The organism is Singulisphaera chitinilytica (assembly GCF_049331405.1).
In the GTDB taxonomy this organism is placed as follows: Bacteria; Planctomycetota; Planctomycetia; order Isosphaerales; family Isosphaeraceae; genus PoT.
In genome coordinates this window covers 6,261,996-6,276,555 of the sequence record NZ_CP186274.1, presented here as the reverse complement: position 1 = coordinate 6,276,555, position 14,560 = coordinate 6,261,996, and the positions used below count along the sequence as shown (strand labels likewise).

Genomic DNA, 14,560 nt, shown 5'->3' with positions numbered 1-14,560 from the left:
TCAGACAACACACCGCTAACTCTTGCCCCGATAACGCTCGACGCCCTCCGCCTATCTTGACAGGATCCCCTTTGGCCACCTATCAATGAAATCACCAATTACGCGGCCTCCCGACTTGGCTCCCCGCACAGGTGCTGGTGACGTAATGCAGGCTGATACCCAACCGGTCGAGGGCGGGCCCTTCGATAGCCTCGCCAATCCCACCTCCGGCTTCGACGCCTATCAGCGCCGGTCGTACTTCCCCGAACTCGACGGGATTCGGGCGATCTCGGTGCTCATGGTGGTGGCCTTCCATATCAAGAGCGGGATCTGGGGATGGCTCTCCGGCGAGCTGGGCGTGAATATCTTCTTCGTGCTCAGTGGGTACCTGATCACGATGCTGGCCATCCGCGAGGAGCGGGCCAGGGGGGCGGTCAACCTCAAGGCCTTTTATATCCGCCGCTTTTTCCGCCTCTTCCCGCTCTATTATTTCGTCCTGGCCCTCTATTGCGTCCTGATCCTGGGGCTGGGCATCGCGCCCGAGAAGCGAGGGCTGCTGGCTTCCTCGCTCCCGTACTACCTGATCTACTTCCAGGAATGGCCCTTCTTCCAGGGGCTCTATGAGACGGGCCGCCTCGCCCCGTTCGGCCACACGTGGACGCTCGGGATCGAGGAGAAGTTCTACCTGGTCTGGCCCCTCTTCGCGTTCGTCATGCTGAAGGGGCTCGGCAAGATTCGGTTCCTGGGGACCGTCGTGCTGACGGGACTGACGATCGCCTCGGCGCTCGTCAGCTCGAAGCTCGGGTACTTCATCCAGCCCTACGCGCACATCCTGATCGGCTGCGCCACGGCCTTCCTGCTGGAGGACCGGGCGACGTACAACCGCCTGGCCTGGCTTGGGCGGCCTCGCGTGGCGATCGCGTTCGTGGCGGCTTTCCTGCTCTTCCAGATGGGCATCGGCCGGATCCCCGACCCCTGGAACCACGGCCTGCGATTCGTCTACAGCTTCATGGTCGCCGTGACGATGGTGGTCATCCTGATGGAGAACGGCCCCATCCAGCGCACGCTGCAAAGGCCGACCCTCGTCGCCATCGGCCGGCTCTCCTACGGCATGTACCTGATCCAGTTCCTGGTGCTCAACCTGGTCGAGAAGAAGATCACCTCATACTCGGGCAACCCCTTCGTCTCGGTTGTCTCGCTGGTCGTCACCTGCGCTTTGACCATAACTGCGGCGCGGATCCTGTCCATCATCGTCGAGCAGCCGGGACGGCTCCTCGGACGGCGGATCTCCGACTCCATCCAGCGTCGGGCCCAGTCGCAGCAGGTCAGAGTCGACCCCAAGGATCTCGCGGGATCCCCGGGGCTCGTCTCCGGCTCTTGATATCGGGCTGAAGGGATCATGCCCCGGGCGATCAGGTCTGCTCGCCCAGGGTGCCCGGCAGGACCACGACTTCATCCTCGTGGCCTTCCTGAAGATCCTCGACCTCGCCCGTCGTGACCAGGGCCACCGACGCCACGATGACGAACATCGCCACCCAGGCCAGCGGGGCGATGGGCTCGTGGGCGACCACGCTGCCGAGCAGCACGGCGATCACCGGGTTGACGTAGGCGTAGGTGCTCAACCGCGCGGGGGTCGTCGCCGTGATCAGCCAGCTATAGGCGGAAAAGGCCAGGATCGAGCCGAAGCAGATCAGGTAGCCGAACGCCAGCAGCGAGTGGGTGGAGAACTTCGCGGGGTCGAAGGCGTTCCCCTCGCCCCGGGACAGGCCGAAGGAGCCGAGCATCGCCCCGGCGATCAGCATCTGCATGCCGGTCGAGAGGGTGGAGGACTCGGGCAGGTCCGCCTTGCGCAGGTAGAGCGAACCGGCCGCCCAGGCCACGGCCGCGAGGATGATCGCGATCGAGCCTGCGAGCATCAGGCCCCCCGTCTTGGCGTCGCCCACTTCCGGCATGATGAGCAAGGCGACCCCGAGCAGGCCGATCATCAGGCCCGCCGTCGTCCTCAGTCCAGGGCGTCGCCCGCCGAAGAAGCCCCAGGAGAGCAAGACCAGCGAGAAGGGCTCGGAGGCGACCAGCAACGCGGCGATGCCGGAAGGAACGTACTGCTCGGCCCAGGTCACGCCGCCGTTGCCCAGTACGAGCATGAGGAAGCCGGCCAGCGCGGACCGCAGCCACTGGCCCCGGGTGGGCCACTTCGCCCCCCTCGCCAATGCCCAACTGCAGAGGATGGTCCCGGCGATCAGGAACCTGACCCCGGCCATGAGCATCGGCGGCATGGTCTCCAGGCCGATCCGGATTGCCAGATACGTTGAACCCCAAACCAGGTACACCACCGCAAACGCCGCGATGGTGAGCCACTCTCGTCGACTAAACTGCATCGCTGCCCCCTTCAGGCGACCCCGACCCCGGGATCTGCACCGTCGCCGTCTCCTTGAGCGTCTCCATGACGATGGTCGTGCGCGTCGAGCGGATGGTCGGGATGACCCCGACCTTCTCGCGCAGCAGGCGGCCCAACGCCTCGACATCCGACACGCGGATCTTGATCAGATAGCAGTCCTCGCCCGCGATGTGGTGCACTTCCTGCACCTCGGGGATCGCGGCCAGGGCCTGCGCCGACTCGATGCCCCCCACGCGGTCGTCCGACTTCACGAACGCGAAGGCGACGAGCCCCGATCCGAGCTTCCTGGCATCGAGCCTGGCCTCGAAGCCCCGGATGAGCCCACGCTCCTCCAGCTTCTTGACCCGCTCCAAAACGCCGGACGGGGCCATCCCCACCCGGCGAGCCAGCTCGGCGTTCGATATCCGGGCATCCGCCTGAAGGAAGTTCAGCAACTGACGGTCGATCTCGTCGATCATTCTGGATTCTCCTCGCACGGGAGAATCTTTGTCAGGACGGCACTCAAAGTCAATCTCATCGTTCGCGATTTTCGATTATGTAAGGAACATCGTTCGGCAAATCGAGCCTCGCGGGGACGATTATTCTCCGACAGAGGTTCTACGAGGCGGAAAGGTTCGGATTCAACGAGAGAATTCGGTGTAGAATTTCAGGGTAGATCTCATGAGTCTCGGGAGTGCCGGACGCGTCAGCATTGCCAAGCTTCGAGGGAGTGACGGAAACGGTTCCCGGGAAAAGATGAAATAACTCTCGCTTGAACGACCACTCCTCCATGACAAAGCGGCCCGAGGGGTGAGAGCCGACTCGTGGACGAGGCTCCGACATGGGAAACTCGTCCTCGTGGTCGTCCTCCGATCGGCGGGTCCGCATCGTTGCCGTTATGGACGCCCTCGGGGTCCTCGTCGTTTCGAGCGGACTTGTGCGTCCCCACGTTCCAGGAAAAGGATCTCTGACTATGTCGCGATCGAGCCTGTTCGCCCTGGTCGTCGTCTTGCTTGGCTCCACCTCGGCCCACGCCCAGTTCGGCGGCATGGGAGGCATGGGCGGGGGGATGGGTGGAGGTCAGGGCATGGGAGGCATGGGCATGGGGATGGGCATGGGAGGCATGATGGCCAGGAACGGCCGCATGGTACCCCAGACGCCCCCCGAGGAGTGGAACATCAAGGCCGAGCTCGACGGCGACCGCGTCGTCTCGGGGTCGCTCTCGCTCTACAACATCATGGTCGAGGGGGATATCGGCGAGTACGAGATCAAGCCCGAGAAGGTCAAGGCGATCCAGTTCGAGAAGGGGGCCACGATCCAGCAAAGCCCCAACGGCCCGCAGATCCCCGGCACCGTGATCACGACCTCCGACGAGAAGGTCACCGGCCTGATCTCCCTCCCGTCCTGGCGGTTCAAGATCGAGCTCGGCATCCTGAAGCCCGACCCCAAGAAGCTGCGGGTCGTCAGCTTCCTCTCCAAAGTCAAGGTTGAGGAGCCGAAGAAGCCGAAGGCCTCAGAAAAGAAGGCAGACGACGACGACGCGGACGAGGATGAAGAGAAGGCCAAGTCTTGATGACAGCCTGGCATGAGCCGGGTTCTCGCCAAGGTTGCGACCTCAGCGAGTGACGTCCCGGACCGGCGGGCCGCCCAGTTCGACGAGGCGTCGGCGCATGGTCCAGCTCGTGGCGCCGTCCATGCGGCGGATAGCGTCCCCCTCGTCGAACTCGAGGTCGCCCGTCACGCCAACCCAGCAACTGATCCGCTCGACGGGGCCTTCGAGCGGGATAGGGATCTGCCAGCAGCGGGCGAAGCCGTCGGCGCAGGCGGTCGCGAGCCGACGGCCGTCGAGGGTGAAGGAGAGGGCGGTGATGGCCCCGCGGTGGAGCAGGGCGGGGGAGATCGGGAGGGCCGTGGCGGCGTCCCAGAGCCGCACGGTTCCGTCCTGGCTGCCGGTCGCCAGGGTCGAGCCGTCGGGGGTGAACGACAGGCAGCTCACGGGGAGCTCGTGCGTCAAGGGTTCGCCGATCGGACGGCCGGTCGCCGCGTTCCAGAGGCGTGCGTGCGAGTCGTCCCCGGCGGCGGCGATGACCGTGCCGTCGGGGTCGAAGTCGAGGAAGGCGAGCGGCGAACGGTGGTCGATCGTCACCCGGGCGACGCCCCCTTCGAGGTCCCAGAGCCGCGCCTTGCCATCGAGGCCCCCCGTCAGGAGGCTGCGGCCGTCGGGGCTGAACTTCAGGGCCGTGACCTCGGCCTCGTGAGGGATCGGCAGGTCGATCAGGCGACCCGTCGCGGTCTCGTAGAGGGCCACGCCCCGATCATCCTTCGGGACGGCCAGCGTCGCGCCGTCGGGGGCGAAAGCGAACGTCCGCAGAGGGCTCCCGTGCTTCGCGACCGGGGAGATGGGCCGGCCGGTCTCGGTCTCCCAGAGGAACGTGCCGACGACGTCGCAGGCCGTCGCCAGGGTCGAACCGTCGGCGCTGTAGGCGATCAGGGTCACGGGGGCTTTGAGGACAAGCGGGGCCCCCTCGGGCTCGCCGCTCGAGAGGCTCCATTGCCGGATCGTCCCGTCCTCGCTGGCCGTCGCGAGGCGCTTGCCGTCGGGGTGGAAGGCGACCGAGCGGACCGGGCCTCGATGCTCGAGGGGGGCGAAGAGGAGGGTGCCGGTGGCGACGTCCCAGAGCTGGGCCTTGCCGTCGATCCCGGCCGTGGCCAGGCGCCTGCCTTCGATGCAGAAGGTGAGGTGGTGGATGGCCCCGCTGCCATGCTTCAGCGATCGCTCCAGCAACTTCTCGCCGGAGTGCCAGCCGTACAGACCCGTGCGCACGGGACGCTCAAGTTCGGGCGGGGCATGCTCGAGCGCCCTCGCCAGCCAGAGCATCCCCTCGGCCTGCATCTCTCGCTGGAAGAGGGCATAGGCGCGTTCGAGGCAGAGACGGGCCAGCGACCCTTTCATCTGGCTCAGGGCCTGCTCCTGCTCCCCTCGATAGCGGACGTCGGCCAGCCAGGCCTCGAGCTCACGGGCGAGGTCGAGCGCCGAGGCGTGGCGTTCCTCGGGCTTCAACGACATGGCACGCAGGCAGGTCGCCTCGAGCGCGGGGTCGAGGTCGCGCTTCAGGCGCCTCGGCGCGGGGAAAATACCGTGACTGACCTTGTGCAGGACGCGCTTGACGTCGTTGTCGGTGAAGGGGGGCTTGCCCGTCAGCAGACAGAAGAGGGTGGCACCCAGGCTATAGATGTCGCTGGCGGTTCCGACCCGGTCGTGGTCCCCGGCGGCCTGCTCGGGGCTCATGTAGCGAGGGGTCCCCACGATGGCGCCGGGCCTGGTGAGCGAGGCCTCCCCCGCGCGGCTCTCCAGGGTCGGCCAGTCTCTCGCGTCCTCGCCCCCCGCGCGTTCTTGCTGGAGCGGCTTGGCGATCCCCCAGTCGACGACGAGGGTCTCGCCGAATCGCCCGAGCATGATGTTCTCGGGCTTGAGGTCGCGATGCACCACGCCCCGGCTGTGGGCGAAGGCCACGGCGTTGCAGGCGTCGATGAGGCTCCCGAGGAGCCGGCGGAACGCGAGCTCCCGCTCGATGCTATTCGCGGCGGCCTTGCGGTCCTTCCCCTGGTGGAACCGCTCGATCGCCGCCCGCAAGGTCTCCCCTTCGATGAATCGCATCGCGTAGTAGGGGCGGCCGTCGGCGTAGCGACCGAGCCCGTAGACGGGGACGATCCCCGGGTGTTCGAGCCGACCCGTGAGTTCGGCCTCGAGCAAGAACCGGGCCTGGCTGCCGGGGTCGAAGGCCCGCTCCGCCTGCAACTCCTTGAGGGCCACGGTCCGGTTCAGCTCCGGGTCGAGCGCCAGGAAGACCTCGCCCAGCCCTCCGCGAGCATGCGGTCGCAAGACGCGAAACCGCCCGCTCCAGGCCTCGGCCGGAGACTCCAGGCCGGTCGCGACCTCGCCGGTCTTCGATAAGGCCGGGCCCTCGTGGGTGACGGTCGGCATGGGCTCGTCGAGAGTCTTGGCCTTCCGCTTCGAGCCTCGACGGGGCCGGGGTGCGAGGTGCTCGGTGAGGAGCCCCTCGACGACCGTGCGCGTCGACTCCGACAGCGTCCCCTGTTCGGCCAGGATCGACGCCAGCGAACGCTTCGGGTCGGCCTTCCAGGCCCGGAACCCCGCCACGAGCTGAGCCTGGTCGAGGTATCCCCCCTCCAGGGCGATCATGCCGAAGAGGAGGTCGCGAGACGACTCGCTCCGATCAGCCATGGGAGAGGTTCTCGAGCCGGTTCGATGTCGAGGATCGGTCGCGAGACCTCACGCCGCGATCCTTCACGTGGGCGAGTTGTGGCGATTGCAAGGGAGACGTCCTGAAGGGGTGTCGCATGAGTCTCCTTCCATACCATCATTACCCGGTCAATGCAAACGAGGGCGGCGGCTCTCAACTCCCGCCCAGCTCCAAAGGCCTGACGCGTGCGAATCTCATCCAAACACGAACGCATCGATGCACTTGAGCAGAATCGGGGCGTCGGAGTTGGATGGCGTCTCGACGCGCGGATCGGGGAGTGTCGGGGCTCGATATTCGTTTAAGATTGTCTCCTCCAAAGTTTTTCGACGGAGAGGCGTTAACCCGGAGGGCGAACGTCTGGGAACGAGGCGGAGAAAGTCGGTATGATCCGAACGAAATCGAGGCTTCCAGCGTAGCAGTCGCAAAGTTCCGACGAGGAAGGGGGCAACCCGTCCCTTCCAGATATCTTGACCCGGGAAGTCGGGTTGAGGATCGCCGCACTCGGGGCTGGCTTCTGACTTTGCGCGCTCGCCGGCCTTGACGTACACTGGAAGGGCGTGCGCGAAGAGTCTTGATGATGGGGGGATGCGATGTTCCCACCGATGCCGGGGGGGTCATGAGCGAGTCGGAGAAGCCTCACCCACCAACGCTCAAAGTCGCCACCGAAGAGGCGCGCGACCTGACCGGGATGGTCCTCGGGGACTTCCAGGTGGAGCGCCTGCTCGGTCGCGGAGGGATGGGGGAGGTCTACCTCGCCCGCCAGCTCAGCCTGAGCCGGCCCGTCGCCCTGAAGGTCCTGCGCCCGGACCTCCTCTCCAAGCCGAACTACATCGGCCGGTTCGAGGCCGAGGCCACCATGGTGGCCAAGCTCAACCATCCGAACATCGTCCACGTCTACACGCTCGGCTCGGTCGACGGCTATCGGTTCATCGCCATGGAGTACGTGCAGGGGACGAACCTGCGTGAGTACCTCCAGAAGAAGGGGGCGCTCGAACTCTCGCAGGCCCTCGGGATCATGAAGCAGGCGGCCGTGGCCATCGGCGCCGCCGGCGAGATCGGCCTGGTCCACCGCGACATCAAGCCCGAGAACCTCCTGCTGACGCGCAAGGGGCAGGTCAAGGTCGCCGACTTCGGCCTCTGCCGCGACCAGGACTCCGACCACCTGCACCTGACCCAGCCGGGCGTGACGATGGGTACCCCCATCTACATGAGCCCCGAGCAGGCGCAGGGGCATTCGCTCGACCACCGCAGCGACCTCTACTCGCTGGGCGTGACCAGCTACCACATGATCGCCGGCGCCCCGCCGTTCCGGGCCGAGTCGGCGATTGCGGTCGCGATGAAGCACGTCAAGGACACGCCCGTCCGCCTGATCGTGCATCGGCCCGACATCCCGGTCGAGCTCGACCACCTGGTCATGAAGCTGATGGCCAAGAGGCCCGACCAGCGCTATCAGTCGGCCGCCGAGCTGCTCCGCGACCTGAACAAGATCCGCGAGACCATGCAGACCGTCTCGATGGCGGTCGGCGAGCCCGAGATCGCGATCACGTCGCCCAGCATGAGCGTCGTCCCCCACGGTTCCACCGCCGTCACGCCCGCGGCCCCTCCGTCGGGCGTGATCAGGACGGCGCCTCCGGCCATACAGGCCACCGAGGTCGACGGGGCCCCTCGACCCTCGTTCGGGAGCCGGCATGGCATTGCCCTGGCGACGATCGCGCTGATCGCCGGGCTCGCCTGGGGCTGGTTCACGAGGCCGCCGGACCTCCTCGCCAAGACGGCGCCGACGTCGACGGGCATGCCGGGGCTCTGGATGGTCCCCGAATGGTCGTCGCTGGTGGAGAAGCAGCCCGACGCCGAGGCGCAGTACCACCACGCCCAGCTCATCGGCAACCACGGCGACCGCGTCGCGGCCTGGCTGGCCGTCCCCGGGTACTACCCCGAAGATCGCGACTATTGCACGAAGGCCTACATCCAGCTCACCAGGGAACTGCTGAAACAACACGATGTCGAACGCCTGCGCTCCCTCGCCCCCGAGATCGGCGGCTGGAAGGCGGGCAAGACGCTCGGCGAGGAGCTCGCCGTCCTGGTCCAGGCCGCCCTGAGCGCGGTCGACGATGACCTCGACGGGGTGCCCGTCCAGTTCGAGAACAAGGAATATGGCGTCGCCGCCCTCACCGATGCCGGCCTGTTCGACCTCGCCCTGGCCGTCGCCGACGAGGCGCTCGTCGCGGCGAGGAAGGCGAATTCGACCGTCCTCCAGCGCAAGTTCCAGGCGACCCGGGATCAGATCATCCGGAAGAACCTGAATCAGGACTTCCGCGATCCGATGGGCCCGACGGCCCCGCGGCGGACGAAGTAACATACGAGTGAGTGCCAGCGATCGAACCGATCGAGAGCGAAGTCATCATCCCGGTCATCCCTTCCGCGGACCGTCGCGTCACGGAGCTGATTCCATGGCGATCTTGAAACGGGTTACCGGCCACGCCGCCGGTCAGATCATCGAGTTGAAGGGGGACCTGACCGTCATCGGCCGTTCTCCCGAGTGTCACATCGTGCTCGACCCCAACGGCGTCAGCCGGAGACACGCGGAGATCAGGCGCGTCGGCGAGAAGTTCTTCCTCGCCGACCTCCACTCCCGCAACCTGACCAAGGTCAACAACACGCGCGTCGAGCCGGGGAAGGATCACCACCTCAGCCCCGGCGACCGCATCAACATCTGCGACGTGGAGTTCATCTACTTCAACGCACCGCCGAAGGAAGGGTCGAGCCGGGGCGACGGGGACATCATGCTCGTCACCGAGGGGGACGACGCCGACGACCCGAACATGCACACCTTCGACGCCTCGCGCAGCAGCGCGATGGCCAGCGCCGTGCGCCCGGAGGTGAAGCTCAAGGCGATCCTCGAGATCACCCGCAACCTCTCGACCGAGCTGAAGATCGACGCCGTCGCCCCGAAGATCCTCGACTCGCTGCTCGAGCTCTTCCCCCAGGCCGAGCGGCTCTTCCTGATCCTCAACGATCCGGCGACGAACCGGCTCGTCCGCAAGGCGTTCAAGTTCCGCCCGAGCCGCAAGACCTCGTCCTTCGCCTCCGTGCCGGAAGACGAGATCCCGATGAGCATCAGCCGGTCGATCGTCAACTACGTGCTCGGCCAGAAGAAGGCCGTGCTCAGCCAGGACGCCGGCAACGACAAGAACCTCCCCACCAGCGCCTCCATCGCGGATTTGAAGATCCGGTCGGTCATGTGCGTGCCGCTCCTCGCCCCGGACGGCCAGGCACTCGGCATCCTCCAACTCGACACGAGCGACCGCAAGCAGTTCCTCCAGGAAGACCTCGACGTCCTAGCGGCCGTCGCCAGCCAGGCGGCCGTCGCGATCCAGAACGCGGCGATGCACGAGACCCTGATCGAGCGCGAGCGGATGGAGCGCGACCTGAAGCTTGCCGAGCAGGTCCAGAAGCGGTTCCTGCCCCAGTCCGTGCCCAAGGTCCCCGGGTACGAGTTCTTCGCCCACTACCACCCGGCGTACGAGGTCGGCGGCGACTACTACGACTTCGTCAAGCTCTCCGACACGCGCCTGGCGATCGCCCTCGGCGACGTCTCGGGCAAGGGGGTCGCGGCCGCCCTGATGATGGCCAAGTTCTCGGGCGACACCCGCTTCTGCATCCTCACCCAGGACTCGGTGGCGACCGCGGCCAATGAGCTGAACCGGCTCCTCTACGCGGCGGGGATCGAGGAGAAATTCATCACTTTGAGTCTGAGCGTCCTCGACCAGACGACCGGCCGGCTCACGTTCGCCTCGGCCGGGCACCTGCCGATCCTGGTCCGCCGGGCCAACGGCGTGGTGGAAGAAGTGGGCGAGGACATCGCCGGCTTCCCGCTCGGCATCATCGACCGCTCCGACTACAAGCAGGCCGAGATCGTGCTCGCACCCGGCGACATCGCCGTGGTCTACTCCGACGGCGTCACCGACTCGCGCAACATGCGCGAGGAGCTATACGACTCCCGCGACAACCGCCGGCTCCTCAAGAGGCTCACCGAGTCGACGGGCGGGGCCGAGGCCGTCGGCAGGGCCATCCTCCAGGAAATCCGCGAGTATTCGGCCGGGCACGCCCAGGCCGACGACATCACCCTCATCTGCTTCGGCCCGACCAAGCCCTGAGCCGTTCCCGTTCCCCGGCCGCGACGTGCGTCGTGATCCTCGACGCGCGTAGGTATAATGACGGGAAAAGGCGTCCTCCGATGGACCTTCCCGACCGATCTCGTGCGACCGCCGCCAGCACCCTGACTGAAAGCTTCGACCTCCTTCCATGACCCTGAAGATTTCCAACGTCCGGCTCGAGTTGAACGAGACCGAAGAGGCCCTCCCGGAGAAGCTCTCGGCCCGGCTGGGTGTCGGCCGCGAGGACATCAGGCGCTGGCGGATCCTCCGCAAGAGCCTCGATGCGCGTCGGCATGACGATCTGCACTTCATCTACGCGGCCGAGGTCGAGCTGCCCGAGCAGGAAGACGGCCGGATCGCCGGCCAGCATGGCTCGGGGGTCGAGCGGTTCGAGCCCGAGCGGTTCGATTGGCCGGAGCCGGGCTCGGCCCCGATGGAACATCGCCCGGTCGTCATCGGCGCGGGCCCCGCCGGCCTCTTCGCCGGATACCTGCTCGCGCTCGACGGCTATCGCCCGCTCGTCCTCGAGCGAGGCCGCGAGGTCAAGGACCGCGTGGCCGACGTCCGCCGCTTCGACTCCGGCGGGGCGCTCGACCCCGAGAGCAACTACCTCTTCGGCGAAGGCGGGGCGGGCACCTTTAGCGACGGCAAGCTCACCAGCCGCAACACCGGCCCCGACATCCAGCGCGTGCTCGAAATCCTGGCCGACTGCCACGGCAAGCCCTCGATCGTCTACGAGCAGCGGCCCCACCTCGGCTCGAACCGGCTCCCGCTCGTGGTCCGGACCCTGCGTCGCAAGCTCGAGCAGCTCGGCGGCGAAGTCAAATTCTCCTGCCGGGTCGAGGACCTCGACATCGTCGACGGCCGCCTCCGGGGCCTCGGCACCAGCTCCGGCTACATCAGGGCCGACGTGGCAATCCTCGCCGTCGGCCACAGCGCCCGAGACACGTACGGGATGCTCCTGCGCCGCGGGGTCCCGCTCGAGGCCAAGCCCTTCCAGCTCGGCGTCCGGATCGAGCAGCCGCAGGAGCAGGTCAACGTCGCCCGCTACGGTGCCAACGCCGAGCACCCGGCCCTGGGCGCGGCCGACTACAACCTCGTCGCGAGGGCGGGGGATAAAGACCTCTTCACCTTCTGTATGTGCGCCGGCGGTTATGTGATGCCCAGCGTGAGCGAGCCCGGCTACTTCTGCACGAACGGGATGAGCGAGAGCCGACACGACTCCCCCTTCGCCAACAGCGGACTCGTCGTGACCATCTCTCCGGAGGACACGGGGAGCCGCCACCCCCTGGCCGGCGTCCATTTCCAGCAGCGTTCCGAGCGTCTGGCGTACCTCGTCGGCGGCCGCAGCTACGCCGCGCCGATCCAGTACGCCCGCGACTTCCTCGCCGATCGCCCGAGCCGGGGCAAGCTCCCGAGCAGCTACCCGCGCGGCACCGTGCCCATCGACCTCGGCGCGATCCTGCCACCGATCGTGCTGCAAGTCCTCGAGCGCGGCCTGCCGATCATGGATCGCCGCTTCCAGGGGCTCTTCCTCCGAGGCGCCACGCTCTCCGGCCCCGAGTCGCGGGGCAGTTCGCCCGTCCGCATCCCGCGCGATCCGATCTCGAGGCAGAGCCCCGCAGTCGCCGGCCTCTACCCCTGCGGCGAGGGCGCCGGCTATGCCGGCGGCATCGTCAGCGCCGCGGTCGACGGCCTGAGGACGGCCCGCTCGCTGGTGGCGCTCCACGCCCGCCCCGGCTCGTGATCGGCGCCCGGCCTCCCCTTGAACCCGCCCTCGAGATCGTCACGACATGAAGTGGAAATCCGACTGGTTCCTGATCGGCATGCTCGTGGCGGTGGGCCTCGCCTGCGTCGTCCCCGGCCCCGGGGCTCATGGGGGGTTCCTGCACCCCGAGATCCTCAACAAGGCCGGGGTGGCCCTGATCTTCTTCCTCCACGGCGTCGCGCTCTCGTTCGACGCCCTCAAGGCGGGGACGCTGCGCTGGCCGCTGCATCTCCTGGTTCAGGGCTGCACGTTCCTCTTCTTCCCGATCCTCGGCCTGGGGATGCTCTGGCTCGCCGGCCGCTGGCTGGCACCCGACCTCCGGCTCGGCTTCTTCTACCTATGTGCGCTGCCGTCGACGGTCTCCTCCTCCGTCGCAATGACGGCCGCCGCGCGCGGGAACGTGCCGGTCGCCGTCTTCAACGCGACCCTCTCGAGCCTCCTCGGCGTCCTCCTCACCCCCTTCTGGATGGGGACCGTCGCCGACAGCGGCGGCCATCCGCTCCCGCTCGGCAAGGTCGTCCTGGACCTCTGCCTCTGGCTCCTCGTCCCCCTCGCCGTCGGCCAGCTCTGCCGCCCCTGGCTCGGCTCTTGGATCGCGAGGCACAAGTCGAGGGTGAACGTCGTGGACCGCGTCACGATCCTCGTCCTCGTCTACACGTCCTTCTGCGACTCGGTCGTCGAGGGCGTCTGGACGGGCAACGGCCTGGGCACAGTGCTGGCGACGGTCATCGGCGTCATGGTCCTCTTCGCGATCGTCCTCACCGGCACGATCCTCGCCTGCGACGCCCTCAAGATCGTCCCCGGCGACCGCGCCGCGGTGGTCTTCTGCGGCTCGAAGAAGACGCTAGCCTCGGGCGTCCCGATGGCCCAGCTCATGTTCGGCAACCACCCCGGCCTGAGCCTGATCCTCCTGCCGATCATGATCTACCACCCCCTCCAGCTCGTCGTCTGCGGCATCCTCGCCGGCCGCTGGGCCCGCCACCCGATCAGCCCGCCGACTGATTGATCGCGAAATCCTCGCCCGTCTGCCCCAACGTGATGCGGCTGAGACATCGCGGGCACGTGACGGACGGATTGACCTCGTCGGGCAAGCAGAAGAGCGCCCGGCAACTGCACATCCCGGCGTGCGGATTCGAACAATAGGGGCAAGGGAAAGAGCCCAGGAGTAGCGAAGAGTTGATGGGAGGGACCTCGAACCCTTTGCCTTCGTCGATCGTCGACTCCAGGACGTGTGCGGCGACCGGCATGTAGCCCTCGACTTCCTCATCGAGGCGATACCGCACCAGATACGGGCGACGGACCTTGCTGCAGTAGAGCTTCAAAAACACCTGCCGGGCAGGGCCGTGGTAGGTCGGCTCGGAGCCGGGTTGGACCTCGCGAACATCCTCGGGCTTCTTGGTCAGGTCGATCCCGGCCTGATCCCCCGCGCCGAGACCCTGGCTCGCTCCCTGGACCGAGCCGGTGAGCCAGAGGAACAACTTGCCGAGGGTCTGGGGCGTCATGTCCTGGAGCTTGAAGACGATGTCGCTCGCGCGATGGAGGGTCTCGAAGTCGACGTCATCGCCGCAGCCGATCGCGTACAGATTCGCGATCTTGGGATGCGTTAGGCGATAAGTCATCTGCTGGACCGACTCCCAGTCGTCGGTGGGCTGGCCGTCGGTCAGGAGGAAGACGATCGGCCGATAATCCCCCTTCTGCGACGTCGTCGTCTTGCGCACCTCGCGATTGATGCATTCGCGCAGGAGGTTGAGCGCCGCCCCGAGCGAGGTCCCCGGCCGGACGCTCAACGCCGGCGGCTGGACTTCGGAGAGCTCGGTCAGGGGCAAGACCTGCTGGGCCGTCGCGTGGTAGGTGATGATGCTAACATAGACCGTTTCCAGCGCATGAGGGTCGGAGCGGAGCTGGCGGATCAATAGATCCACGCCGCGCTGGACGGCCTCGATCGCGTCGCCGATCATCGATTCCGAGCAGTCCAGGAGCAGATAGACGGGAAGTCGTCGCAAGCTCATATTTT

Annotated in this window: 10 protein-coding genes; 6 read left to right on the top strand and 4 right to left on the bottom strand. The window is 66.9% G+C overall.

Translation table 11 applies throughout. The features are described 5' to 3' along the window. Positions 1-145 precede the first annotated feature (145 nt). A complete protein-coding gene (locus ACOYYX_RS24940) occupies positions 146-1,360 on the top strand; it encodes an acyltransferase family protein (RefSeq protein ID WP_422924746.1) in 1,215 nt (404 codons plus the stop codon). A 31-nt stretch (positions 1,361-1,391) separates the two neighbouring features. On the opposite strand, the gene yedA is transcribed toward ACOYYX_RS24940, so the two are convergent. Together yedA and ACOYYX_RS24930 are read right to left on the bottom strand one after the other, a co-directional pair. Further along, positions 1,392-2,357: a drug/metabolite exporter YedA gene (gene yedA / locus ACOYYX_RS24935; protein ID WP_422924744.1), complete on the bottom strand. Its 966-nt coding sequence runs from the start codon at positions 2,355-2,357 to the stop codon at positions 1,392-1,394. After that, a complete protein-coding gene (locus ACOYYX_RS24930) occupies positions 2,347-2,835 on the bottom strand; it encodes an Lrp/AsnC family transcriptional regulator (RefSeq protein WP_422924742.1) in 489 nt (162 codons plus the stop codon). Before ACOYYX_RS24930 ends, yedA begins: the two co-directional genes overlap by 11 nt. 494 nt (positions 2,836-3,329) lie before the next feature. Between ACOYYX_RS24930 and ACOYYX_RS24925 the strand changes: the two genes are divergently transcribed. Next, the gene (locus ACOYYX_RS24925; RefSeq protein ID WP_422924740.1) at positions 3,330-3,929 is read left to right on the top strand and encodes a hypothetical protein; all 600 of its coding nucleotides are present in this window, start codon (positions 3,330-3,332) and stop codon (positions 3,927-3,929) included. A gap of 42 nt (positions 3,930-3,971) precedes the next feature. On the opposite strand, the gene ACOYYX_RS24920 is transcribed toward ACOYYX_RS24925, so the two are convergent. Next, positions 3,972-6,602: a WD40 repeat domain-containing serine/threonine protein kinase gene (locus ACOYYX_RS24920; protein ID WP_422924738.1), complete on the bottom strand. Its 2,631-nt coding sequence runs from the start codon at positions 6,600-6,602 to the stop codon at positions 3,972-3,974. Positions 6,603-7,237: 635 nt separating this feature from the next. Here ACOYYX_RS24920 and ACOYYX_RS24915 point away from each other — a divergent pair. The 4 genes from ACOYYX_RS24915 to ACOYYX_RS24900 all read left to right on the top strand — a co-directional run bounded on the left by ACOYYX_RS24915 (position 7,238) and on the right by ACOYYX_RS24900 (position 13,552). Next, positions 7,238-8,977 carry a serine/threonine protein kinase gene (locus ACOYYX_RS24915; RefSeq protein WP_422924736.1) on the top strand — a complete coding sequence of 580 codons (1,740 nt, stop codon included), beginning with the start codon at positions 7,238-7,240 and terminating at the stop codon, positions 8,975-8,977. A 94-nt stretch (positions 8,978-9,071) separates the two neighbouring features. After that, positions 9,072-10,778, top strand: a complete 1,707-nt coding sequence (locus ACOYYX_RS24910) for a SpoIIE family protein phosphatase (protein ID WP_422924734.1) — start codon at positions 9,072-9,074, stop codon at positions 10,776-10,778. A gap of 148 nt (positions 10,779-10,926) precedes the next feature. After that, positions 10,927-12,525: an NAD(P)/FAD-dependent oxidoreductase gene (locus tag ACOYYX_RS24905; protein WP_422924732.1), complete on the top strand. Its 1,599-nt coding sequence runs from the start codon at positions 10,927-10,929 to the stop codon at positions 12,523-12,525. Between the two features lie 46 nt (positions 12,526-12,571). Beyond that, positions 12,572-13,552 (top strand): bile acid:sodium symporter family protein, encoded by a 981-nt coding sequence (locus tag ACOYYX_RS24900; protein ID WP_422924730.1) that lies wholly within the window; start codon positions 12,572-12,574, stop codon positions 13,550-13,552. Here ACOYYX_RS24900 and ACOYYX_RS24895 read toward each other — a convergent pair. Beyond that, on the bottom strand, positions 13,533-14,555 hold the full coding sequence (locus tag ACOYYX_RS24895) for a VWA domain-containing protein (protein ID WP_422924728.1): 1,023 nt from the start codon (positions 14,553-14,555) through the stop codon (positions 13,533-13,535). The two genes, ACOYYX_RS24900 and ACOYYX_RS24895, sit on opposite strands and share 20 nt — an antisense overlap. Positions 14,556-14,560: the final 5 nt, after the last annotated feature.

Excerpts from the sequence above, each read along its gene's own strand:
- ACOYYX_RS24940 (WP_422924746.1), top strand. The coding sequence starts at position 146 with ATGCAGGCTGATACCCAACCGGTCGAGGGCGGGCCCTTCGATAGCCTC.
- yedA (WP_422924744.1), bottom strand. The coding sequence starts at position 2,357 with ATGCAGTTTAGTCGACGAGAGTGGCTCACCATCGCGGCGTTTGCGGTG.
- ACOYYX_RS24930 (WP_422924742.1), bottom strand. The coding sequence starts at position 2,835 with ATGATCGACGAGATCGACCGTCAGTTGCTGAACTTCCTTCAGGCGGAT.
- ACOYYX_RS24925 (WP_422924740.1), top strand. The coding sequence starts at position 3,330 with ATGTCGCGATCGAGCCTGTTCGCCCTGGTCGTCGTCTTGCTTGGCTCC.
- ACOYYX_RS24920 (WP_422924738.1), bottom strand. The coding sequence starts at position 6,602 with ATGGCTGATCGGAGCGAGTCGTCTCGCGACCTCCTCTTCGGCATGATC.
- ACOYYX_RS24915 (WP_422924736.1), top strand. The coding sequence starts at position 7,238 with ATGAGCGAGTCGGAGAAGCCTCACCCACCAACGCTCAAAGTCGCCACC.
- ACOYYX_RS24910 (WP_422924734.1), top strand. The coding sequence starts at position 9,072 with ATGGCGATCTTGAAACGGGTTACCGGCCACGCCGCCGGTCAGATCATC.
- ACOYYX_RS24905 (WP_422924732.1), top strand. The coding sequence starts at position 10,927 with ATGACCCTGAAGATTTCCAACGTCCGGCTCGAGTTGAACGAGACCGAA.
- ACOYYX_RS24900 (WP_422924730.1), top strand. The coding sequence starts at position 12,572 with ATGAAGTGGAAATCCGACTGGTTCCTGATCGGCATGCTCGTGGCGGTG.
- ACOYYX_RS24895 (WP_422924728.1), bottom strand. The coding sequence starts at position 14,555 with ATGAGCTTGCGACGACTTCCCGTCTATCTGCTCCTGGACTGCTCGGAA.